We start from the raw sequence: 22,305 nt of genomic DNA on the forward strand, positions 1-22,305 counted from the left end.
AAGCCCGACTCGGGCGATCGATCGGCGCTCCGCCGCTTGCTTTTGGCGTTACGGGAGAAAGGCTTAATACCAGCCGCACTTCCGATTCCGCGCAGTGAGCACGAGAAGATCGTCGATGTATTCGGGCAATATCTCTCGACTGAGAGAGGGCTCGCCGCCGCGACTGTGGGGAGCCACAAGCTTCTGTCGCTTCGATTTCTCCGGGAGGTGTGTCCTTTAGGCGTAGACGGGTTTGCAGCGCTCACCCCGCAGACCGTGATCGGTTATGTCGAGCGACATGCGCTCGACGGTTCCGCCGACAGTGGCAAAGCCATGTGCGGGGTTGTGCGTGCCTTCCTGCGCTATTTGCATCTGAAGGGTTTCATCTCGATGCCGCTTGCTGGCTGTGTGCCGTCCATCCGCCGCTGGCGACTTGCCGGCCTTCCAACATTCCTGCCGCCGGAGAAGGTGCAAAAGGTTCTCGATGCCTGTGATCGGACGACGGCAATGGGTCGTCGGGACTATGCGGTTCTGATGATCCTCGCCAAGCTCGGTTTGCGCGCCAGCGAAGTTTCCAACCTCAATCTTGACGATATCGACTGGCAGTCGGGCACGATCCTCGTACACGGAAAGGGACGACGCCAAGCGACTATGCCGCTGCGTCACGACGTCGGAGCAGCGATCGTCGCTTATATCCGACATGGGCGTCCAGCCTCGGCATGTCGACGACTTTTCCTACGAACACTCGCCCCGCACGTGGGTTTTACATCTGGCAGCGCCATCACGTGGATCGCTAAGCAAGCACTCGAACAGGCCGACATTGAAGGCTATGCGCATCACGGCGCCCATCTTTTCCGCCACAGCCTTGCGACTGACCTTTTGCGATCGGGCGCCAGCTTTGCCGAGATCGGCCAACTGCTCCGCCATCGAAGCATCGACAGTACAAGAATCTATGCCAAGCTCGATATTGAGAAGCTGCGTGAACTGAGCCTACCCTGGCCGGGAGGTGTCCAATGAGCCGGCTTCGCACCGCGTTTGAGCGCTACATCGGCATGCGCCAAGGGCTGGGATACAAATATGACGGTCCGGCAAAACGATTGTCGGAGTTCGTCGCTTTCATGGAATCCCGCGGCGCCGAGACCATCACGAATGATCTGGCAATGGAGTGGGTCACCTCGATGGGCCGGCAGCCAAGCTGGTCCATCCGCCTGGCTGATGTGCGCTGCTTTGCCCAGCACCTGACTCATTTCGATCCTTTGACGGAAGTGCCACCGAGCCACGCTGTGGCGCCGGCACGGCGGACAAAGCCCTACATCTATAGCGAGATCGAGATTCAGACACTTTTGGCGGCGGCACTGTCGTTGCCGCCGGCCAACGCTCTGCGGCGCTGGACATATCACTGCCTGTTCGGGCTGATAGCAGTGGCCGGACTGCGCCATTCCGAAGCGCTCAGCCTGCTCCGGGCCGATGTCGATCTCGACCAGGGCGTCCTCACCATCCGAGAGACAAAGTTTGGCAAGTCACGGCTGGTCCCGCTGCATGCCACGACAATTGCTGTCCTTTCGGGCTACGCCGCCCGACGCGATGCACACCTTGGTACGCCGCGCAGTCCCTATTTCTTCGTCGCCGAACAAGGCGGCAGATTGCTGCATCAATACGTGCATCGCGTGTTTTGGCGACTATCCCGGCAAATCGGATTACGACAGGAGGGGAATCGAGATGGCCCACGGATTCATGATCTTCGTCACCGTTTCGCCGTCCAGACCCTGATCAACTGGCATCGCGCCGGCGAAGATGTGGAACGCGAGCTGCCCGTTCTCTCAACCTTCCTCGGCCATGCCAATGTTCGCGACACCTATTGGTATCTGTCGGCCACGCCGGAACTGATGAACCATGCCGTACGGCGATTGGATAAGCGTTGGGAGGTCCGGTCATGAGACACACGAACGACCTGCCCGTGCTAATCGAGCGGTGGTTTACGGATCGGCTTATGAAGCATCGAGGTGTAAGTTCCAATACCATCGCCTCCTATCGCGACACCTTCAGGCTCCTGTTTGCTTTCGCACAGACGCGCATTGGGAGATCCCCATCCCAGTTGACGCTGCGGGATTTGGACGCTCCTTTCATCGGCGCATTCCTGGAGGATCTTGAGACGCAGAGATCCGCCTCGGTGCGAACCCGGAATCTCCGCCTCACAGCCATCCGCTCTTTCTTCCGATATGCGGCGTTTGAGGAGCCGGCACACAGCGCCCACATTCAGCGTGTGCTCGCGATCCCCAGCAAGCGATGCGACAAGCGGCAGCTTCAGTTCCTAACCAGGCCCGAGATTGAAGCGATCCTGGACTGTACGGATCGAAACACGTGGCTAGGACGCCGCGATTACACTCTGCTATTGCTGGCCGCGCAAACGGGGCTGCGGGTCTCGGAGATCATCGACCTCGACCGAGACTCGGTAGTGCTCGGCCGCGGTGCGCATGTGCAATGCGTTGGCAAGGGCCGCAAAGAGCGAAGTACGCCGCTCACGAAGGTTGCACAGCAAGCCCTCCAGCGGTGGCTCAGGGAGCCAGGGAAGCGGGGCGCAACGGCTCTCTTTCCGAATATGCACGGTGGCAGGCTCAGCGCGGACGGCGTGCAGGCGCTGCTGAACAAATATGTCGCCAAAGCACGTGAGCACTGCATCTCCCTTCGCTCAAAGCGGGTCTCGCCCCATGTCTTGCGGCACTCCGCTGCCATGGAGTTGCTGCAGGCGGGCGTCGACTGCTCCGTAATTGCCCTGTGGTTGGGCCACGAAGCGATGGAAACGACGTTGACCTATCTTCATGCACATCTCGAACTGAAGGAATCTGCACTCGCAAAGCTGAAGCCGTACGAACGCGCCAAGGCCGAGCGATTTCGACCAAGCGACCGGGTTCTGGAATTCCTGAACGCCCTCTGAGCATGAGAACTATGCCGAGTGCCAAACAAACAGCGACCCGCCGAACTGGCCGGGAACGCACGGTTTGCTGCAAACAATAGAAGAGACACTCGGCATAGTTCGACGGTCGGCATAAAGCGCCAAGCTCAACGATATCGATCCGCAGGCTTGGCTTGCCGACGTCCTCGCCCGCATCGCCGACACACCGATCGGAAGGCTGGAGCAACTGCTTCCATGGAACTGGACACTGCACGCCATCGACGCCCAAGCGGCATAGCCTGCGGCCTGCACCCGGTCGCAAAGCTGAGAGAGCGCCCCATAATGAACAAGCGCCGTTGCCTATCTGCTTGATCCGTTCTTGCAGTGAGCGCACCAAATTCCCTTGCTTGGGGATTGTAGGGCGGGTTTGCCGCATCGTGGACAGATCGTTGCAATGGAGCCAGTTTTATAGGTCATTGCTCGCTCCCATATCGCCACAAGAAAAACGCTCGTACGCCTTCATAAGGCTTGTTCCTGCTTTCTCCAATCGTCAGAGCGAATTCTGAAGGTGATGATGGAGAGATCAGGCCATGCACAGTTCGGCCATCAACAAGGCGGCCCTCACCGGACGCTTACGATCACAGCCGTTCCGTACAAAATCCACACTGTTCTCACCGACAATGGCATCCAGTTCACCACGCCAGGTGCGGGCGGCTCAGCTGTTCCGCTTATCAAGGAAGCGATCGCAAATGGCGAAATATTCCGGGCTCATGCTTTCGAATATACCTGCGCCAAGAACGATATCGAACACCGGACCACCCAGCCGAAACATCCCTGGACCAATGGCCAGGTCGAGCGAATGAACCGGACGATCAAGGATGCAACCGTCAAACGCTATTACTACGAGAGCTATGATCAGCTTCGTCAGCACCTGGCTGACTTCGTCGCTGCCTACAATTTCGGCCGTCGCCTCAAGACCCTCAAAGGTCTCACGCCCTACGAATTCATTTGCAAACAATGGACAAAAGAGCCCGAACGATTCAGACTCGATCCAACCCATCAAATGCCGGGACTAAACATCTAGTACAAAACAGCGCTGAAACAGGTTTCCCGTGCTTCAGCCGCGCTCAGCGGCAGCGATAACCGGCGGTGACCTCGTCTTTTGCGAAGGGCAGTGGTGGCTTGTTCCTTTTCCTCCAGCGCCGAAGTCTCGTTGCTCGGCCTCTTCAAGCCGAAGCAGAAGCTGCTCCGGGAAGCGTCTCTGCCCCTCGACCAAAGCGGTGACTCTGTAATTCCTTGATGATCTGACGCGGGCGGGCGTTCTCTGCCTCGCGCGAAAGCACCATCGCTTTCGAGGCGCTGTCGGAATTATTAATCTCTCGAGCCGGATCGTGATTCCGAGTCTGAGCCTTTGCGGACACGAGGACTTATCTTTGGGACCTTCTGCGATTGTCTTCATGTTTGAAGTGATGGCGTATTCCTTGTCCTGCGAAAGGCTCGTCTGAAAACCGTCCGATGACGTGAAGATGGACATGGGGAACGGTCTGCCCAGCAGCCTGTCCGATGTTCCATCCGATATTGTAACCTTGCGGTCCCTCCTCATCGAGGAGCAGCTTTGCTCTGCTGAGGAGGTCGAATGTTTCGAGCCACTCGTCCTGAGTTAAGTCGAAGGGTGCCGAGACGTGTCGAAAGGGAATGATCATCCCCGCGCATTGCAGCACTGGATCAAGGCTGCGAAGGAAATACGTACTGCGGTTTTCCAGCAAAGCAGCGTCTTTGGCAGAACGGTTGGGGTGGCAAAAGGGGCAGCGCGAGATCATGGCTGGTGGCCTCCAAAGCAACGTTCGTCCGACTTACAGCACAGAGGCGAAGAGTTTGTGAACACACTTGCGTGGAATGACCGCAGAGCGCGCGAAGCCGTCATTCAGCGATCTAGCCGAGGAGATGAAGAGCAAGAAGGCGAGATATGAGATGGCGGCAGGCACTTCCCGGGCTCGCGTCTTCTCACATGGGTTCCGTTCCATCTGCAGGAGTCCGGTACAGGATCAGAGTTTACGCGTCTATAGTACGAGTAATCGCTCGGAAAATTGACATTTGTTCCCGTCGGACCAGTTTCAAAGAGGTGTCTCGATGGTCGGCCTCAGTGAAATCTATGACGCTTTTGCGAGTGGCGCACTGGAAAACGATGCGGATGTCGCACAAGCGCACGGGCCGGCCGAGATGGACTTCATTCCGCTCAGCGAACCCCTTGTCAACGTGCGCGCGACGATCTCGCGATGTCTGCAATGCTCACAAATTGCGAGTGCTGAGCACGATCAATTGCAGGCCGCCGCCAAAGGAATATTCTTCAAGGATCGGACCTACCGCCGGCCGGCTTGTGCAGTCAGTGACTCAGGATGCCGATCGCGCAGGCGTGGTGCTGGCACTCTTGCGTGCCAACAGCGTCAACTTGAAACTGGACGACGGACAGTTGCTTGTAGAAACCGTGATACGCCGGATAGCCGCTTTAATCCCGAATTCAGCTGGCCGTTTGAAGCGACCAGCGTCTGGAACGCCATGTTTCCTGTTGCTAGACCGGAATCGTACCACCTGCGCCAACTGAGCATTGATCCGGGCGATGTCACGTTGTTCGCTTAATCCCCGACAAGGCGTTTGCCGATGAACTTACGCAGTTGCGCCGGTCACGGCTTTCCACTGCGCTATTGCGCGGATGCGATTAATGTGGGTGGCGAGGGCTGAGCGTTTCTGGTGCGGCGGGACGAAAAGATTTCTGATTGCTGAAAAGACCGAGATGAAACGCTGCAAGCCGCCGGCAGATCGAAATCCCTGCATCATTCGTTCTCGTTTTCGAAGTGGCACGTGAGAATTCTCCGCGCGATTGTTCAGCCCCTTGTGCGAGCGATGCTCGACAGCCGACATCACGTCGCGTCTTGCCGCTCCATATGAGCGCAGCTTGTCGGTGACGATCCGCTTCGGCGCCAAGCCTTGCTTCTTCAGCAGCCTGACCAGCAATCTCTTGGCAGCTTTGGTATCGCGCCGCGCCTGGACGATCTCGTCAAGAACGTACCCGTCATGGTCAACGGCACGCCAAAGCCAATGTTTGCGGCCGCCGATGGAAATCACGACCTCGTCCAGATGCCAGATATCCTTTCGCGACGGCTTCTTTCTGCGCAACTGCTTCGCGTAAGCCGCGGCGAATTTGCAGCCCCATCGCCGTATCGTTTCGTAGGACACGACAATGCCACGCTCCAACAGCATTTCCTCGACCAGCCGCAGGCTCAACGGAAACCGGAAGTACAGCCACACCGCATGGGCGATGATCTGCGGTGGAAAGCGGTGGTTTTTGTAATTGATCGTCGTCGAGCTCATCCTCGCCCCATTATCCCTCAACCGTTAAGCTGCAGACAACGTGACATCGCCCCCATGCCGGATTGCGCGATTTTCGCCGATACCGGCCGGGAGCCTCGCGCCGTCTACGACCATCTCGCATGGCTGATGTGCGGCAACGTTCTGCCCTTTCCCGTCCACATCGTCTCAGCGGGCAACATCCGCGACGAGCTTGCCGCCGCCGCCGATGGCAAGCGCTGTGCCTCTATCCCCGCCTTCGTTAAGACCGTTGCGAGGTGCCGGTCGTTGATGAGGACGAGGAGGGGGAAACCACCGTGATCGGCACCCGCCGGACCTCGACCGAGATGGTCTCGATCGGCATGATCCGAAGGCAATGCACGACGGATTTCAAGATCGTTCCGATAAGGCGGAAAGTCCGGGACCTGGCCGGGCTGACGCGGAAGCGCTCGCCGGACCACGCCGTCGTCGAACAGTGGATCGGCATCTCGACGGATGAGATCATCCGGGCCAAGCCGAGCTTCGAGCCCTGGCAGGTCAAGCGCTTTCCGCTGATCGAGAAGCGGATGAGCCGAAGGGATTGCCTCGCCTGGCTGCGCCACCACGGCTATCCCCAGCCGCCCGGGTCGGCTTGCATCGGCTGCCCCTTCCATGACAACGGCCGCTGGCGCCACATGCGCGACCACGATCCCGTTGCCTGGACCGCCGCGGTCGAGATCGACCGGCGGCTGCGCACCGGTATCCGGGGCATCCGCGGCGAGCTGTTCCTCCATCGGTCCTGTGTGCCCCTTGAATATGCGGACCTGTCGACGGCCGCCGACCACGGCCAGCTCGATCTATGGCCGAACGAATGCGAGGGGATGTGCGGTGTCTGATCGTCACAGATCCTCAAAGGCCGAGGTGAGTAACCCTCTCCTTGCATTGCCGGCGGCGCAGCACATAAAAGCGCTGCCGCCGGAAGCGCGGCAGGCGCTTTCCGCTCTGCTACGCGAGCTGTCGCTCCTCGCGAGCGCGCCGAGAAGAGCTGGCGGCAGAACAAGGCGCCGATGGCAGCCTATTGGAAGGCGGTCAGCGTCTACGCCGGTCATCTCCATCGTGTAGCCCGACCGAGAGCCGGAGAAACCCCGCGTTGAAAGTCAGCGGGCGGAAGGTGTTAAAGGGCAGGGGCCATGACTCCCCGCTTTCTCTGCAGACTTCGCGCGTGCATCGATTGTGGTTTTCTGCATTTTCTGTATAATGCAGAAAACTTGTTATGGAGCCTGTCATGGACACCAAGACCGTAACCACGGCGGAATTCATCCGTCACTTCGGACGCTATCACGACGAGGCGCGGCACGCGCCGATCACGCTCACCAAGCATGGTCGGGAATCGCTGGTCGTGCTCTCCACTGAACTGTTCGAGCGCCTGAAGGGCAACGAGGATCCCCGCCGTGTCTACGCCGCCGGCGAAACGCCGCCGGAACTGGCCGACCTGCTGCTCGGCGAACTCGACCGGCAATCGGCGGAATATCAGGCCGGCGATCATGACGACTGATCGCTTCCCGAACGGAACCATCGTCAGCTATCCCTATCTCTGGCGCTGGCAGGCGGCGGAGGGACGCGAGCATGGCGAGAAGGACCGGCCGGTCTGCCTGGCTCTGACGGTTCCCGATCCTCGCCAGAACATCACCCATCTCGTTATCCTGCCGATCTCCGGTACGCCGCCGCGCTCCGACCAGACCGTGCTTGAGATCCCCGACCTCGAGCTGCGTCGAGCCGGCCTCTCGGTCTTCAAGCGCGGCTGGATCACCGTCAGCGAATACAACTACGACATCGCCGAGCGGTCATGGTTTTTCGACACGGCGCAGTCGCCGCGCGGTCGGTTCGGTCCGCGTTTCCTCGAAGACATTCGCCAGGCATTGCGGCCGGTCCTCGCAGCCCATGCGGGCCGTATTGATCGCACCCGATAGTGATGCGGGCCTGACCGCGCCTTGCAGCGAAAGCGGAGGCCGGACAAAGGTGTCGCAGAGTCGGTGCCTGATGAGGCGGTCTTCGGCATTTCGGGCGACGGGAGCCGGTGGATGCGGAGCACGTACGAACGCCAGACTTGATCGAGGCGGCTTGGCGTAGGCCCGAGGAGACGGCCAAGCTGCGGCCGGTCCGGCGCGAGAGACGACTGGAATAGCGCAGCGTCGCACGAGGGGCGCTGACGGGACGGGGCAGGGCGCGCAAGGCTGTCGCGATGTGAATCAGAGCCGCGTCCCCGATGAATTGCCGTCGCTGGCGGAAAGATGCCGATGCTCAGGCACCGAACGGTTCCTTTTCCCTTCTGAATAGCTGCGCACCATCGCAGACCTCGATGAACCGGGTGTGGCCGGAGGACGACTGCGTCTCGATCGGCTGACCGCAACGGCTGGCCCGGACTATTTTCCGCCGGCGGGCGGCGCCCGCCTTTGCATCGCGAAGCAAAATAGCCCTGTCCAGCCGCCTTCCACTGGCGTTCCAGCCCTTCGGGTGCGGCGCCGATCGCCACCGTCCTAACACCGCCATCGAGGTCGCAATGGCGCGACCCGAGCAAAGCGGAAAGGAACCTAATCATGGCAGTCATCGGCGAATTCACCACCAACGGCAACGTCATCCAGGGCAGCGTTCGCACCCTTACGGTTTCGACGAAGGTGCGGCTGCACGCCATCGAGCGCGTCTCCCGCGACGCTCCGGACTTTCGGGCCGTCGCCAACGGCGCCGAAATCGGAGCCGGCTGGAAAGCGATCTCCGGAAACGGCGAGCCCTACATCTCCCTCAAGCTCGACGATCCGAGCTTCAATGCCCCGATCAACGCGACGCTGTGGCCGGCGGAAACGGACGGCGACTACGTTCTCGTCTGGAACCGCCCGAACCGCGACGCCGCATGATCCGGGCCGGGAGGCCCCGCCACTCGGTGGGGTCTCTCGTCATCGAAACGATGGAGAAACGCTGCATGAGCAAGGTACTCAACGTGCGCCAGGCTGGAAAGCGCTCGACCGAGACTCAGGTCTATATCGGGCGTCCGAGCAAATGGGGGAATCCGTTCGTCATCGGACGCGACGGTTCGCGCGCGGATGTGATCACAAAGTACCGCGTTTGGATCGAGCGGCAACCGGAACTGATGGCCGCGCTCGGGAAGTTAGCGGCAAGAACCTCGTCTGCTTCTGCGCGCCGCTGCCGTGTCATGGCGATGTGTTGCTGGATCTCGTTGGCCGCTACGGCTGCGACGAGTCCTGAGACGACCGAGTCGGAGCCGGGCCTCGAGCCCGACTCCGGCTCCTCTGGTGCCATACGGAGAGGAAATGTCTGCTCAGTCCGCCCGAGGATGCCATGGCGGGATGAAGGCCTCAAGGACGAGCGGTTCCCCCAATTTTGTCTCCACTCCGGTTCCCTCCGCTCCGACAAAATCGGTTCCCCCACCCGCCGGCTCCGCCGGTCGCTATCGCGATCCTTGACCCCTCCATCCCGCCATGACTGCGCGCGTCGTCTCACAAAAGTCAAGGAGACGACGACATGACGAACGAACTGGACCGGACCATCGTGGAACTCAAGGCCGAGCTGCGGAACGCACACCCGGACGAGCGCCTCCAGATCGCGGGGGAACTCGAACTGGCGCTGGCCGAACGAGAAGTCTTCATGGCGGAGGAAGAAGGCCGCGTCAGCGCCGAGCCTCCCTTCTGAGGGAGGCTTTTGCCATGTCGCCAAGCCTGACCGCCGGATCGACCGTCGGTCAGGCTCGAAGCTTCGCTTCGCCCTCAGTGATCGGCAGAAGGGATGGCGGTTCGGAAAAGTTCGTCGCCGGTCAGGCGAGGGGTCCTTGCCGCGAATGCAGTCTTGGTCTGTATCCGCGCGAGCGTTTCTTTCTCAGAAGCTCGAGGAAGAGCGTGACCGCTTCCTCCTCCCGCCTGAAATGATGCACCAGCTTCTGACCGCCAGCGCCGATGCGCCCCCACCGGCGGGTGAGGCATGCTTCGCCGAACAGGGTGGGCTCGATCGACATGGCATAGTAGCGAGCCATGTTTTTCGTGGGGTCTGTGCGCTCAACATAGAGCTGGTAGGGCTGGGCGATCATAGCGGCAGGATCGCTGAGAGCGGACTCCGCGTCCAACGAGAGATTTGAATCGGTCGGCCTCGATTGATTCAAGACGGTGATGCTTTGTCGGACCGGCAGTATGGTCCCGGGCGAGCCGCCTGCGGCGGACGGTGCTATTCGCTGGCGCTCACGGAGCCCGCGAGCGGTCTCCGCCCATCCGGGTGACGCCCCTCTCGCAGCTGCCGCACCGCCAGCGCGATTGTCTGGCGGTCAGCCGGGTGGAAAAGTTGCAGGGCCGGCTGCGCTCGGCAAACGGACACGGCGCCTTTGGCGCCGTGGTCTATCTCTCTCTGACTGCCCAGTTTACACCCGCCTCTCCGGCGTCAAGGACTGCGCGGCCCCTCCAATTTTTCCGTCGCGCCGCTGACGCGCCACGACAAAAATCGGTTCCTCCGCTTGCCGCCTCTGGCGGTCGCGATGCGATCCCTGACCCCTCGCGGCTACGGTGCGGTCTCCTTCCGTCAGATACGAAAGGAGACTCTGATATGTCAAATGAGTGGGATTACGTGAAGCAGTATGCGGTTCTCGCAGGCTACAGGTTGTTGGTTCTCGCCGATCGTGTCGGTTGCGAGGATGAATTGCTAAAGACGCTGCATGACCGGCTGCTGGCCGGTCTCGATGGAGCGATCCACTCGACGCGCCACATCCTGGATCTGCAGCGGGAGTTGGTTGCCGGCGATGATCAGGAGGGGACGATATCGTGCCAGCTTCAAGGTGAGGAGGAGATTTTCGCCTGCCGAACGATCGTGCTCCTCGATGAGCTGGAGATCGATTACTTCACCTACGAGTACCGGGTAAACGGCGGCGAGTGGCACAATGCACTGTCGGCAGACTGCGACGGCATCGAAGTCTGCTATCCGAGAACCGTTGAAGCGGAACTCGGTCCCCTTGCTGCGGTCATCCGCGATATTGCGCGGGAGACAGGTGTCGCCATCAGCGCTGCGCGCGTCGTCTACGATTGAGCTGATGAGACGAGAGGCGGCTCTGCCGTCTCTCGTCTCTCCCGGTGGCTTGACCGCTTGCTGGCATCGAGCCAGCGTGCAGTCTTGAGGGAAGAGACTTGCCCGCCTCTCCCCTCAAACTCCCCTCTTCCTGTGGTGCGGGTCGAGACCCGTCCGGCCTTTCGGGCCGGTAGACGGACGCTGCCGCGACTTCCTCAAACAAGACGGAGAGGGCGTGCACCTTCCGCTGCGCCCTCATGCTTCGGGCATCCGCTCCAGGTGCACGCCCTCTCCTGCGGTGCGCTCGCCGTCTCATCGTTCGAATGTCATCGATGCCCGTTCCCTCTGGTCACGGACATCTCGACACCTCACGACGACGGCTCGCTTCAGCATCTCTAACCAAAACGGTCTGACCACTCGCAACAGCATTGGCGCCGCGGGCGCGATGGTCAGACCGTTTTGGTTAGAGATGGCAGGATAGGCTATTGGTATACCAATTGCCGTTTCGCCCGAGGGGCGATCGCCGCAGTGTGCTTCCGGTGTGGAATTTCCGAGGCTTGGTGTCAAAGCGAACGCCGTCGGAACACGGGCGGTGTTCGTGCTGTGTGGATTCCAGAAATCCTCTGAAAGGCTGCTGACTACCGCGGGAAACCCTTAAGCAGATGAGCAGTTCACTTGATTAGCAATGCGAAATGAGTGCCTCTCATTTCGTCGAGTGGCGTTTGAGCGAGCGGGTCAACGGGCGACTGTGCGAAGCCGTCATCGGGTGCAGGCCAATCAGCGAATAGGTGTATAGGTGGATCGGCGTCTGCGCTTTCGGCGCAATAAGTGAAGGCGGCTCTGGGCGAACCAGTCATTGCGCGAATGCTGGTTTAAGCGAATCGGCGACTTGGGTTATCAGCGCTCGAGTGCTTCGGTGATTGCCTCCAACGCCCGATCGGTGAATTCGTGAATCACGCTTCGAGTAATTGCGTGTTTGTGGGCACCAGTGATTCGGATAATGAGCGGTTCAGCGTATGTGGGAACGGGCCAACCCGTATTTCCCGCAATCAGATACAACGGTGCCACGACTGCTTCCGTCTTAAAGCGGAGATAGAAGATGAGCCATGGAGAGGCAGCTTCGCGCCGCCAATTCGGTCGTAGAGATCTTCATCGCGCGCACCCGAGAGCGGAAATAGCTCCGCCGCAGCGCCACGTCGCCTGTGCGCCAACAGCAGACGTAGCCAAGTTGCGTGTACGACCGCTCGGATGGGAATGCGGGCGAAAAGGATGCAATCACTGGTTGTATTGCGCGTCACTTGTCTTTGTAAGGAGGATCAACACCAAAAAAACAGGGGCAAGCGATGAAATGCATGTTTAGTGGAGAAGAAATTTCTACAGAGGAGCACGTCCTGCCGCGCTGGATGCAAAAGCGATGCGGGCTAGACAAAGAAACATACAATATACCGAATGGAACCACCATCTCCTATAAGAATGCCGTAGTCCCAGCAGCGAAAGAACACAACGCTCGATTCGGTAAAACTGAAGAGAGGCTGTCTCGCGGTACCGCTACGTTACAGGAAATTTATCTTTGGGCCTTCAAGGTCCATGTCGGTTTGATCCACCGTAATGCGTCCCTCAAAGTGGATATCCGCTCGCCAACATCCCCCTTTCTTCTGGGAGGTTGGGGATTTCGGCTCCGAAATCTGGCTGTTTCAGCGCCTCTACAAAATTTGGTCCCAAGAAGGGGAAATTTCTCCTGATCCTTTCGGCACTGTGCTTCGATTTAAAGCCCTCACACCGATTTCATCTTTCGATTTCGTCCACAATATACAATCCGGGACGTTGTTCTTTCAGTTAGGCAACGAAGTCCTTTTTATCGCTCTCTATGACAGGGGCGATCTGGCTTCATCTAACGTCAGTGCTCTGTATGAATATCACCGAAGCGTTATATCGGCCATGTCAGTTCAGGATCAAATCGAAAGGGCATACACAGCGCAGCGTGTGTGGGCATGCGAGACCGCTTATTTCCTTTATCGCGCGAGGGCGGGTTTCGGCTTTGTTTCGAGTGAGACTAGTTTCACCGCGATTCCAAGTCTATCTCGTCCAGTTTCCCGAGCTAGCGATGAGAACGAGTACGCCACATTCTGCCGTTCATTTGGCCTGAAGCTCGAAAAGTTCGGTGGCGAAGTGGGGAATCACTATTCTAACCTCACTCGGGAAGACATAGATAGCTTCTCAGGTGGGGGCAGTTGAATTAAGACGTCCGCTTAGGGCCGATGGCGGAAATCGCTTCCGCTTGGCGCTCCCCTTTTGGCCGTTCACAATCGCTAGCGGCGAGCCGGAAACCGACGTTTTTTGATTGGCATGCGGTCTCGACGGGGCCTCGTATGGTCGCCCGGGTTCGGGACTCGGCGCGAAGAACTCGAGAAACGCCTGCGGCGCTCATGCTTGGGGAAAGCGGCTCCTGACCCAACGGCATCCTGTAAACTCATGGTAGACTGGTCCACTGGGAAAGGAACCACCGATGGACGAAGCAGATGAGCTGACAATCTACCAGCGCAGCCGGACGGATAAGACCTACGTCGGACCCTCAGTCACGGACTTCAAGGGCATGCGGCTGCGCATCGGCAACAAGTACATCGACGGGGGGCCGGGCTACGCCTTCTGCGACGTGAAGGACGAGGTTACTCTGAGGCATTCGCCGGGCGGCCGGGTTCACATCAAGGCGACCTTCATGGAGGACGACCGCGCATTCCAGACGGTCACGCTTCAGAAGTTCACCGGGTCCGGGCTGGCGCGCGAGCACTTCACATTTATGCCGGACGAGATCGCCACGCTCCTTAAGTTCCTGACGAATCTGAAGCAGATCCACTTTCCGGACGCGGGCAAGGTCAACATCACCGACGCGGATCTCGAGCAGGTCTTGCTGCGGCCCGACCAGATGCGCAGGATCGTCGCCGACAATCAGGAGCTTCTGGCGGCGCTCGCCAGGAACGAGATTACGTCCGAAGATGTGGTCGCCCTCGGGTACCGGAAACGCCAGCTCCGAGAGTTCGAACGCCTCCTGAACGACAGAGACCACTTCCTCTCCGTGCTCGAGCGGCATCCGAAAGGCCCGGAGGACGTGTGGCAGCAGTTCTTCGAGGCCAACCCCTGGATTTTTGGCAGCGGCCTGTCGCTTATCCATTTCGGGCCATTCGCCAATCGCAAGCTCGAGCAGGTGGTTAAGGGTTTCTCGATCTCCGGACCTGGCAAGCGCGTCGATGCGTTGCTGAGGTCCCGCGCGCTGATCTCGACGGCCTGCTTCGTGGAGATAAAGCGCCATGACTCGCCGCTGGTTTCGGCCGACACCTATCGTCCGGGGATCTGGCAGCCTTCCCGCGACCTGTCTGGAGCCGTAGCACAGGTGCAGGGCACCGTGTCGGCCGCACTAGAAGGTTGGCGCGCTCAGGAGGCGATTACGGATGCCGACGGCGAGCTGACAGGTGAGACCCTGTTCACCACCGAACCTCGTTCGTTCGTCATCTGTGGCAGGCTGACCGAGTTCCAGGGTGAGCACGGCGTCAATGAGCGTCGCTTCCGGAGCTTCGAGCTGTTTCGACGGAACCTGATCCGCCCAGAGGTCGTCACCTTCGACGAGTTGTACGAGCGGGCGCGGTTTATCGTGGAGGCCGAGGCGGAACCTCTGGCGTCTGGGAGCCATCAATGACCGGACTGCTTCAGATGATCGCCGACCGCGGCTGCAACTGACGACCCAAGGAGAGCAGTCTCGGACAATCGTTCGCGAACCCGAACGGCACCTCCTTCAAGATCGTGATCGAGGCACCGCAAAGCAACCGCTTCCGGGGAGGGGTGTGCGTCGATTTCGTCACGGACGACGACGTGAAGCACTTGTTCTGACGGCAGCTTTTCGGACTGATGAAACGAAAGCCAACGGTCGGCTTACGGCTCCCAAATCGACCACGTCTCTCGACCGAAGCCTCCTCGCTTCTCGCGCCAATTTCGACGATCATCGGACCGGCTGCCTGAAAGCTTCTGTTTCTCACGCCTGCAATGAAGCCGGTCGCGGCGAAGTCTCAGCTCTTTCCCTCTTGAGCAACTTATTCGATGTTGATAAATTGCACTGGAGTATAATTTTGCGGCTCGATCAAAGCTGCAACTGGTCGATGGTCTGTTTCAGCAAAGCAGGGTTTGACTCTGATAAACAATCGATCCCTCCTGGGGAATACCCCTTCCACCGCACATCCAATCGGCCATCCGCATAGGCATAGGTCTCGACATAGCGGCCCGCCAATCCGCGCGTCACCTCGGTCTCCTCCAGCATGATCCGCTTGCGCTCGAACGAAAACGTCAACTGTGATCCGACATAACGCTGCTCGCGTTTGCACAGGATCTCTTGCAGTCGATCGGGCGGTTCATCGGCCGGTGCAGGTCGTCGGACCGGGCAGGGACAATCGCAAACCGGGCATTGAAGTCGTCCATGAAGCCAGGCAAAAACGCGTTGCCCGCCTCCATGTCGCAGATCTGAGCCAGCCGTAATTCCTTCACCAGCCGATCCTGCAGCGTCCGGTTCATCCGTTCCACACGACCCTTGGCCTGACTCGAATTTACGCAAAGAATCTCGATATTTAGTTCCGATAGTGCACGGCCGAACTGGGTCATGCCCTGGCCACCCTTGGCGTCCTTCTTCGCCACCCGGAACACCGTATGCTTGTCGGAATAAAAGGCGATCGGAGCGCCATGCTCCTTCAAGTAAAGTTCGAGCGCGTCGAAATAGGTGAACGTGCTCTCCGATCGTACAAAGCGCAACTGCATCAATCTGCCCGTCGCATCATCGACAAACACCAAGAGCGAGCACGGCGGTCCGCGATCTTCAAACCAGCGATGCTCGGAGCCGTCGATCTGCACCAGCTCGCCATAGGCTTCGCGACGCAACCGCGGCTGATGAAACGTCCGGCGCTGCTTGCGCGACAGCCAAAGTCCGGCCTCCGTCATCCAGCTGCGCAACGTCTCGCGCGACACACGCAATCCATCGCGCTCGGCAAGCTTCTCGGCCGCTAGCGTCGGCCCAAAATCCGCATAGCGTTCGCGAACCAGCGTCACCGCGTAATCGCGAACACCGTCGCTAATCCGGTTGTTCGACGGCCGGCCGATCGCCTTGTGCCGGATCGACGCCGCACCGTCAGTTCGGATCCGCTCCAGCAGACGGCGCACCTGGCGCTCGCTCAGATCAAGCACATGCGCCGCCGACACCAGCGTCATGCGGCCGGCGATCACCTTCGACAAAACCTCGATCCGCTGCAGATCACGTTCGCTCATCGCTATCAGTCCCATCCGCAATCTCCCACGTCATCAAAACGTGAGGAGAGTGACATTCCAACTTTGCAGGATCAGGACACTTCAACTTTGCGGTGGAGAATCTAACCCAAGCGCATCATGCCAATTTTGAGGGTAGGGGATCAGGCGCCGTCTTGCAAATGAGCGAGGAAGACTTCGGCGGGCGTTCTGTAGCCGAGGCACTTTCTCGGCTGGTCGTTGAGATGGCGGGCGAGCTGGATCAGGTCGGGTTGCGATACGGCTGCAAGGTCGGTGTCGCCTGGCATAAAGCGGCGGATGCGCTTGTTGGTGTTTTCGACCGCGCCTTTCTGCCACGGTGCGCTGGGATCGCAGAACCAGCTGCGTGCGCCGATACCATCTTCCAAAGCCCTGAATCCGGCAAACTCGGTGCCGCGATCGAAGGTGAAGCTCTGGCGTGCGAACGCCGGCAAGGAAGAGAATGCTTCGATGATCTTGTCCATGATCGGCCGTGAGTGCCGGCTCTGGTTTTTGATCATCACGGTGTAGCGGCTTTGCGCTCGACCAATGAGGTTACGTTGGCATTGCCCATATCACGTCGGAAGATCAGCAGGTCGCCCTCCCAATGACCGAATTGCGACCGGTCACCAATAAAATCAGGCCGTTGCGATATTCTCGTAGCTCCAGGAAACACGCCATCGCGTGGTTTCCTGGAGCTACGAGGCCGGCGTTTACGACGCGCCTCGGGCAAGTAGCGATAGAGGCCCAAGCCATAGTCTTCCTTGCCGTAGACGAAGCGATAGATCGTCTCGGCGCAGATCCGAACGAGGCTGAGGCCGTCCGTCAGCAGACGGCCGGCGATCTGTTCCGGCGACCAGGCGGCCTGTAATCTGTCGATGACCAGTTCGCGCAATTGCGGATGCCGTCTGAGCTTCCTCAGGCGCCGCCGCCGATCCTTGGCGATGTCGTCGGCAACCGTCGAGAAGTAGCCGCTATATTCGGGAAGCTCGCGATCATGGAATGTATTGCGCCTGATCTCGCGATAGATCGTCGAGCGGTGCCGGCCGAGCTGGCGCGCCATCTCATTGACCGGCACCTTGCGTTCGACGAGCTGGTGGAGGCGATGCCGATCGGCGAGGGTCAGTTGCAAATAGCATCGAGACATTCCAAAATCTCCAAAGGGAAGCCATTGTTTTTTCTGGCATGTCGCGCTTGGAAATAGAATGTACCCGGCTACACACATGTTTGGCGTAATGTATGTTATGGAACTTGCGCGGACTCGACCTAAGAGCACGAATCGCGACTCCGTTTCGACCAACAAGGCCGACAGTCAACATTGCAATTCCTTCGAGGACCGCCCTGACCATGTCGCGGTGGTCCGTCGAATAGCGAGTTGCAGCCCCCCGAGACGTCTGCTACACGCACTCACGTCGAAAGAGTGCAGGTCGGATGGTAGCCCGGCCGCCGCCCAATGCCGGGCGTCAACTCTCCCTGTTGGGTATCCGCGACACCTCAAGCCGGACTTGCCGGTTTTGAAGGTGTGCCGCTGGAACCCGATTTTCGCCGGCGCACCTTCTTGTCAACACGGAAGGACGTTCGACAATGGATCTGAACAACAACACTATCCTCGCCACTGGCGGCGGGACCGGCATCGATTTCGCTCTCGTCAGACAACTCGCCGTGCGCGGAAACCGAGTGATTATTTGCGGGCGACAAGAGAGTGCGCTGGCGAAGGCAAAGGCGGCCATCCATTCCTTCATGCTCTCGCTGGGTCACCAGTTGAAGCTACGAGCATCCGCGTCGTCGAGATGATTCCACGGATCGTGGATACGGACCTTGGTGGCACCGCAGCGCCGAAGCGGTCAATCAATACATGATGTCCCCGGATGATTTCGCGATGGAAGCCCTCACTCAGTTGGCCGAGGACAAGGATGAAATTATGGTCGGGATGTCCGTCGACTTGCGCAAGCAGGGTGAGGCGATGTTCGATTGGTTGAACAGCTACTGACGTCCTCCAGGCTTGTGTCTCGTGGAGTAGTGCAGCAGCGCCCTCCTCCCAATCTGCTCCCATGGAAAGTAGGAAAATGAGTGTAGACGTTGCGTTGGTTGAAAGTCGTATGGTGGATCGTGAGTTTGTCACGAAGCTCCTAGCGGCGGGAGCGCCGGTGGTGATTAAGGACTGCGATCTCCAAGAGGCTGACCTGTCGGGTCTTAGGATGGCACAATGGCGTTTCGAAAACTGTCGGCTTAGCAAAGTGAATTTTCAGGCCACGGATCTCGAAGGTGCACGATTCGAGGGCTCCCGTGGCCCATTTGCCAATTTCGTGGGAGCGCACCTAGACGACGTTGTGTTCAGCAAATGCGATTTCAACAACGCGAACTTTACTGAAGCGAGGTTGAATGAAGCGGAATTTTCCGGCTGCAAATTAACGGGCGCTCGTATGGTGCGCATAAAATTCATGGGCGTTTCCTTCACGGAGACCCTGCTCATAGCGGCCCAACTTCCGGCCGTTTCCTTTCGAAAAATGATCATCGTCAAAGTCGATTTCAGTTCAGCGGACCTTTCAAGGTGCGATTTTCGAGATGCCGTCTTCGACGACTGCAGCTTTCGGGACGCGCATCTGGTCGATGCGCGGTTCGAGGGCGCGGATCTTAGGGGAGCCGATCTCGGAGGCCTCAGGCTGCACGATGCTCGAAAGTTTAAAGGGGCGACAATCTCCAGAAGTCAGGCGGGGGATCTCTTGGCGGAAATGGGTTTGAAAGTCCGTTAAGAGAGGGCAGTCAAGCTGTCGTTTGCCGGAATCGAATGAGTGGCCATATCAAATTGATGAGGCGGTGCAGGATTGATTGAGGCTTTTTGCCTCCGCTCCCTATTGAGACAGGCGCGCATGCCCGCTTTTGGCGCAAAGCAGCCGCGCCGAGGAGCTGAATGCGATCGCTGCCGTGCTACGGATCGACCGGCGCGAAAAGCTCGCCGAGCTCGTGATCGACCAGGAAGTCGAAACCCTGCGCCACCTCGTCAACCAAAGGCATTCTTGCTTACATAGAGGTGGCGTTTTCGACCAATTGCCTCCGGTACGCAAAAAAGAACCTTAGTAGCAGCCGACGGAGAATGTGCTTTTTCTCTGGTCCTCCCAGCAAACAATGAAAGTCACACTGGTGAAATTGACACATCGGCTGCCTTCCGTCGGATTGCGGGGTCCTATGGCGCATAACTCGAATAATGTCTTCAACATCCAAGGAGAAGCGAGGTGATGATGTCGCTGGAGGAAGCGTGCCAACGAACGACAGTCGTGACCGACATGAGCTTTAAAAACGATGACATGTCAGAGTATCGGCTGCGTGAGGTGCAATTTCATCGATGCCGCTTCACGGATTGCAATTTTGACCTTGCCCAAATTCACGACTCCCGTTTCATCGGCTGCCATTTCACCGATTGCAGTTTCAGGGAAGCTGTTTTCGCCAAGTGTTCATTTTATGATCCAGAAGGTGGATCGGCCACGCATTGGAATCGCTGTGACCTTTCCTACGCCAAGTTCGACACATCCGATCTCGCGCACAGTACCTTTTCAAAGGGATCGGCCTATCGGCTTGCCCTTACAGATTGCAACGCAGTCCAGATGAAGTTCGGCTGCGCGGTCCATCGCCAGACGGCGCGCCGGGTCATAAAGGGCGGCGTTGTTTTCATCAATTGCAAGATGCACCTGACGATGTTCGCCAAGGGCGACTACGAAGAGAGCCAGTTTGAAACCTGCGATATGCGCGAATGCGATCTGTCGGGCAGCCAGCTTAACTATGTTAGTTTTCGCGGCTCAAACCTAGTTAACGCGGATCTCACCGGCTCCTCGCTGGACGGAGTGACGCTCGCATACGCTTCTATTGAAGGGTTTGACATTTCCTCCATTCGATCATTTGATTCCATGGTCGTCAGCCGCGATCAGCATGAACTGCTTCTTGGATCACTAGGCATCCGTACACTGGATTAAATTTGGAACGTCCCCGGCTTGCTGCGTTCGTTACCGTCTCTGAACGCTCGCGTTGTTACGAATTCCGCCGGGCGACAGGAATCTGCTCACGCCAATCCTATGTGGAACGCTTACTGATTTAGATGGTGAATCTGCGCTGGCGCTGGTTCGCCACGGACACTTCCACTGACCCGTCTTGAAGCCGCGCGACCTTGGCGCACGCGACGTGTCCAGGACGCCTAAGGCGCCACAACATATCTCAACAATAAAACGCAAACAGCAACACCGAGCCGCAGCATAATGCATCGGTCCCAGCCGACTTGCCGGTTTGCTGACGCCTTCTCCAATAATCGAAATGACGAGGCACTTTAATGTACACAAAGATAATCGCGCTGACCGCCATGGCTTTCTCGGCGGTGCCGGCCTTTGCCGCCGATGCCGTGGTTCAAGATCCTGCTTACATCCCACAGGGACAGAACCAGTCGGCCTTCGACTGGTCGGGATTTTATCTTGGGCTTCAGGGCGGATACACCGCGAGCCATGCGAACTATCTCAACGGTTCCGAGCAGGATCTCGATAGCGGGTCCACCGGCATCTATGGCGGCTATAATTTCCAGCATGGCCCTTTCGTCTTCGGTATCGAGAACGACTTCAACTACAACTGGAAAGATGGAAGCGACGTTGCCCTGAAATGGGATGGCTCGGCGCGTGGCCGCGTCGGATATGCCTTGGACCGCACACTGATCTACGGAACCGGCGGTTTGGCCGCGGCCGGTGGAGAAGTCGACGTGCCCGGCATTGCCAAGAAGGACGACATTCTGATCGGCTGGACGGCCGGCGGCGGTGTGGAGCAGGCTCTGACCGACAATATCGTGATGCGCGCCGAATATCGTTATGACGACTTCGGACGCAAGGATTTCGGCTCGGCACTCGGCGATTTCGAGGTCAATCAGCAAAAGGTCACGGTCGGCACCAGTTTCAAATTCTGAACGCTGATTTCATCGGCCTCGACGTTGGTCGAGGCTGATTATCTTCTCCGGATTGCAAACTTGTCGGACGATGGCGCCGGTCACGTTGACGAGAAGGCGCGCGCGGCGGTCAGGGCTGACAAGCCGCCAATGTCAGCGGGAGGATAAAGCCCGGTGAGATCAAACCCTGCGATCCCAGCCCGCCTGCCGAGGCCGGCGATCAGGTCGATCACCTCAGTATAGGTAAGGCCGCCAGGGGTACGCGCTGCCGGACCTTCGCTACAGAGGCGGCAAGCGCCGTTTGACGGAGGTTCCCTTGATGACGGCGGTGCTGGTGACGGCATGTTCGGAGAGGGCTTCAAGAACATCGTCCATCTGTTCGATCGAATGGACGGCCAGGCGGGCGAGGAAGGGGTCGTCGCCGGTGATCTTGTCGCATTCGACAAACTCCGGCCGCTCCTGAATGAGCTTCTCGACCAAGTGCAGCTTGCCGGGGAGTGGCCTGATCCGCACCATCGCCCGTATCTGGTAGCCGATTGCGCGCGTATCCACGTCGACGGTGAAACCCCGGATGACGCCGGTGGTTTCCAAACGGCGAACCCGCTCCGACACACTCGGCGCGGACATGCCGACGAGGCGGGCAAGCTCACTTATCGACAAGCGGGCATCGGAATCGAGCGCGGCAAGTATGCGCGCGTCCGTCTGGTCAAGCGTTGAGTTTCCAGATTGAAGGTTTTGAGGTGCTTTTGCCTTCGACATGGCGATGAAGATAACCGATTTTCCCATCTCCTTCCATATAAAATAGCCAGATCACATTGCATGATGGCTCCACATATCGGGA

18 protein-coding genes and 8 pseudogenes are annotated in these 22,305 nt (G+C 58.8%); 19 read left to right on the forward strand and 7 right to left on the reverse strand.

Annotation, left to right across the window (positions count from 1 at the left end):
* The 5 genes and pseudogenes from CO667_RS10625 to CO667_RS10645 all read left to right on the forward strand — a co-directional run.
* The coding region (locus CO667_RS10625) for a site-specific integrase (protein ID WP_097618344.1) at positions 1–996 on the forward strand (996 nt) is incomplete at its 5' end.
* Positions 993–1,916, forward strand: a complete 924-nt coding sequence (locus CO667_RS10630; protein WP_097618345.1) for a tyrosine-type recombinase/integrase — start codon at positions 993–995, stop codon at positions 1,914–1,916. The genes CO667_RS10625 and CO667_RS10630, both read left to right, overlap by 4 nt.
* Complete coding sequence (locus CO667_RS10635; protein WP_097618346.1) at positions 1,913–2,914, forward strand: tyrosine-type recombinase/integrase; 1,002 nt, start codon at positions 1,913–1,915, stop codon at positions 2,912–2,914. The genes CO667_RS10630 and CO667_RS10635 overlap by 4 nt, the downstream gene beginning before the upstream one ends.
* A gap of 118 nt (positions 2,915–3,032) precedes the next feature.
* Positions 3,033–3,170, forward strand: a pseudogene (locus tag CO667_RS10640) (transposase domain-containing protein); the annotation flags it as partial.
* Positions 3,171–3,509: 339 nt separating this feature from the next.
* Positions 3,510–3,956 (forward strand): annotated as a pseudogene (locus CO667_RS10645) (integrase core domain-containing protein); the annotation flags it as partial.
* Between the two features lie 343 nt (positions 3,957–4,299).
* On the opposite strand, the gene CO667_RS10655 reads toward CO667_RS10645, so the two are convergent.
* A complete protein-coding gene (locus tag CO667_RS10655; protein WP_097618347.1) occupies positions 4,300–4,692 on the reverse strand; it encodes an HIT domain-containing protein in 393 nt (130 codons plus the stop codon).
* A gap of 310 nt (positions 4,693–5,002) precedes the next feature.
* Here CO667_RS10655 and CO667_RS10660 point away from each other — a divergent pair, with 310 nt between their 5' ends.
* Complete coding sequence (locus tag CO667_RS10660) at positions 5,003–5,509, forward strand: TfuA-like protein (protein WP_143540710.1); 507 nt, start codon at positions 5,003–5,005, stop codon at positions 5,507–5,509.
* A gap of 27 nt (positions 5,510–5,536) precedes the next feature.
* Here the strand turns inward: CO667_RS10660 and CO667_RS10665 are convergent.
* Positions 5,537–6,252 (reverse strand): annotated as a pseudogene (locus tag CO667_RS10665) (IS6 family transposase).
* A 43-nt stretch (positions 6,253–6,295) separates the two neighbouring features.
* Between CO667_RS10665 and CO667_RS10670 the strand changes: the two are divergent.
* The 6 genes and pseudogenes from CO667_RS10670 (at position 6,296) to CO667_RS35345 (ending at position 9,901) form a co-directional block, all read left to right on the forward strand.
* A pseudogene (locus tag CO667_RS10670) lies at positions 6,296–7,092 on the forward strand (hypothetical protein).
* 389 nt (positions 7,093–7,481) lie between these two features.
* Positions 7,482–7,751, forward strand: coding sequence for a type II toxin-antitoxin system Phd/YefM family antitoxin (locus CO667_RS10680; RefSeq protein WP_097618349.1), 270 nt, complete (start codon positions 7,482–7,484; stop codon positions 7,749–7,751).
* Complete coding sequence (locus tag CO667_RS10685) at positions 7,741–8,166, forward strand: hypothetical protein (protein ID WP_097618350.1); 426 nt, start codon at positions 7,741–7,743, stop codon at positions 8,164–8,166. Before CO667_RS10680 ends, CO667_RS10685 begins: the two co-directional genes overlap by 11 nt.
* 627 nt (positions 8,167–8,793) lie before the next feature.
* Positions 8,794–9,108 (forward strand): DUF736 family protein, encoded by a 315-nt coding sequence (locus CO667_RS10690; protein ID WP_097618351.1) that lies wholly within the window; start codon positions 8,794–8,796, stop codon positions 9,106–9,108.
* A 142-nt stretch (positions 9,109–9,250) separates the two neighbouring features.
* On the forward strand, positions 9,251–9,457 hold the full coding sequence (locus CO667_RS36350) for a DUF4326 domain-containing protein (RefSeq protein ID WP_348627810.1): 207 nt from the start codon (positions 9,251–9,253) through the stop codon (positions 9,455–9,457).
* 276 nt (positions 9,458–9,733) lie between these two features.
* Entirely contained in the window at positions 9,734–9,901 is a 168-nt protein-coding gene (locus CO667_RS35345) for a hypothetical protein (protein ID WP_179874111.1), read from the forward strand.
* 121 nt (positions 9,902–10,022) lie between these two features.
* Here CO667_RS35345 and CO667_RS10700 read toward each other — a convergent pair whose 3' ends face one another.
* A complete protein-coding gene (locus tag CO667_RS10700) occupies positions 10,023–10,364 on the reverse strand; it encodes a WGR domain-containing protein (protein ID WP_097618352.1) in 342 nt (113 codons plus the stop codon).
* 434 nt (positions 10,365–10,798) lie between these two features.
* Between CO667_RS10700 and CO667_RS10705 the strand changes: the two genes are divergently transcribed.
* Positions 10,799–11,275, forward strand: a complete 477-nt coding sequence (locus CO667_RS10705) for a hypothetical protein (protein ID WP_097618353.1) — start codon at positions 10,799–10,801, stop codon at positions 11,273–11,275.
* Positions 11,276–13,760: 2,485 nt separating this feature from the next.
* Entirely contained in the window at positions 13,761–14,945 is a 1,185-nt protein-coding gene (locus tag CO667_RS10715) for a Shedu immune nuclease family protein (RefSeq protein WP_097618355.1), read from the forward strand.
* Between the two features lie 513 nt (positions 14,946–15,458).
* On the opposite strand, the pseudogene CO667_RS10725 reads toward CO667_RS10715, so the two are convergent.
* A pseudogene (locus CO667_RS10725) lies at positions 15,459–16,570 on the reverse strand (ISNCY family transposase); the annotation flags it as partial.
* A gap of 125 nt (positions 16,571–16,695) precedes the next feature.
* A pseudogene (locus CO667_RS10730) lies at positions 16,696–17,696 on the reverse strand (IS30 family transposase).
* Positions 17,697–18,133: 437 nt separating this feature from the next.
* On the opposite strand from CO667_RS10730, the gene CO667_RS35805 reads away from it, so the two are divergent.
* From CO667_RS35805 to CO667_RS10755, 5 genes and pseudogenes are all read left to right on the forward strand, one after another.
* Positions 18,134–18,343 (forward strand): SDR family NAD(P)-dependent oxidoreductase, encoded by a 210-nt coding sequence (locus CO667_RS35805; RefSeq protein ID WP_245433110.1) that lies wholly within the window; start codon positions 18,134–18,136, stop codon positions 18,341–18,343.
* A gap of 272 nt (positions 18,344–18,615) precedes the next feature.
* Entirely contained in the window at positions 18,616–19,302 is a 687-nt protein-coding gene (locus CO667_RS10740) for a pentapeptide repeat-containing protein (protein ID WP_179874112.1), read from the forward strand.
* Positions 19,303–19,429: 127 nt separating this feature from the next.
* Positions 19,430–19,558, forward strand: a pseudogene (locus CO667_RS35810) (integrase); the annotation flags it as partial.
* Positions 19,559–19,785: 227 nt separating this feature from the next.
* Positions 19,786–20,517 carry a pentapeptide repeat-containing protein gene (locus CO667_RS10750; protein WP_097618358.1) on the forward strand — a complete coding sequence of 244 codons (732 nt, stop codon included), beginning with the start codon at positions 19,786–19,788 and terminating at the stop codon, positions 20,515–20,517.
* Between the two features lie 350 nt (positions 20,518–20,867).
* A complete protein-coding gene (locus CO667_RS10755; protein ID WP_097618359.1) occupies positions 20,868–21,485 on the forward strand; it encodes an outer membrane protein in 618 nt (205 codons plus the stop codon).
* A 9-nt stretch (positions 21,486–21,494) separates the two neighbouring features.
* Here CO667_RS10755 and CO667_RS10760 read toward each other — a convergent pair.
* Positions 21,495–21,730, reverse strand: a pseudogene (locus CO667_RS10760) (arginase family protein); the annotation flags it as partial.
* A gap of 13 nt (positions 21,731–21,743) precedes the next feature.
* Positions 21,744–22,223, reverse strand: a complete 480-nt coding sequence (locus CO667_RS10765; RefSeq protein ID WP_097618561.1) for an Lrp/AsnC family transcriptional regulator — start codon at positions 22,221–22,223, stop codon at positions 21,744–21,746.
* Between the last annotated feature and the right edge of the window lie 82 nt (positions 22,224–22,305).

The sequence above is a fragment of the Rhizobium sp. L43 genome, from assembly GCF_002531725.1.
Lineage (GTDB): Bacteria > Pseudomonadota > Alphaproteobacteria > Rhizobiales > Rhizobiaceae > Rhizobium.

Bases quoted from the DNA above. Each gene is read 5' to 3' on its own strand.
- CO667_RS10655 (WP_097618347.1), bottom strand. From the start codon at position 4,692: ATGATCTCGCGCTGCCCCTTTTGCCACCCCAACCGTTCTGCCAAAGAC.
- CO667_RS10630 (WP_097618345.1), top strand. From the start codon at position 993: ATGAGCCGGCTTCGCACCGCGTTTGAGCGCTACATCGGCATGCGCCAA.
- CO667_RS10740 (WP_179874112.1), top strand. From the start codon at position 18,616: ATGAGTGTAGACGTTGCGTTGGTTGAAAGTCGTATGGTGGATCGTGAG.
- CO667_RS35805 (WP_245433110.1), top strand. From the start codon at position 18,134: ATGGATCTGAACAACAACACTATCCTCGCCACTGGCGGCGGGACCGGC.
- CO667_RS10750 (WP_097618358.1), top strand. From the start codon at position 19,786: ATGATGTCGCTGGAGGAAGCGTGCCAACGAACGACAGTCGTGACCGAC.
- CO667_RS10635 (WP_097618346.1), top strand. From the start codon at position 1,913: ATGAGACACACGAACGACCTGCCCGTGCTAATCGAGCGGTGGTTTACG.
- CO667_RS10765 (WP_097618561.1), bottom strand. From the start codon at position 22,223: ATGTCGAAGGCAAAAGCACCTCAAAACCTTCAATCTGGAAACTCAACG.
- CO667_RS10715 (WP_097618355.1), top strand. From the start codon at position 13,761: ATGGACGAAGCAGATGAGCTGACAATCTACCAGCGCAGCCGGACGGAT.
- CO667_RS10685 (WP_097618350.1), top strand. From the start codon at position 7,741: ATGACGACTGATCGCTTCCCGAACGGAACCATCGTCAGCTATCCCTAT.
- CO667_RS10690 (WP_097618351.1), top strand. From the start codon at position 8,794: ATGGCAGTCATCGGCGAATTCACCACCAACGGCAACGTCATCCAGGGC.
- CO667_RS36350 (WP_348627810.1), top strand. From the start codon at position 9,251: ATGGGGGAATCCGTTCGTCATCGGACGCGACGGTTCGCGCGCGGATGT.
- CO667_RS35345 (WP_179874111.1), top strand. From the start codon at position 9,734: ATGACGAACGAACTGGACCGGACCATCGTGGAACTCAAGGCCGAGCTG.
- CO667_RS10705 (WP_097618353.1), top strand. From the start codon at position 10,799: ATGTCAAATGAGTGGGATTACGTGAAGCAGTATGCGGTTCTCGCAGGC.
- CO667_RS10755 (WP_097618359.1), top strand. From the start codon at position 20,868: ATGTACACAAAGATAATCGCGCTGACCGCCATGGCTTTCTCGGCGGTG.
- CO667_RS10680 (WP_097618349.1), top strand. From the start codon at position 7,482: ATGGACACCAAGACCGTAACCACGGCGGAATTCATCCGTCACTTCGGA.
- CO667_RS10660 (WP_143540710.1), top strand. From the start codon at position 5,003: ATGGTCGGCCTCAGTGAAATCTATGACGCTTTTGCGAGTGGCGCACTG.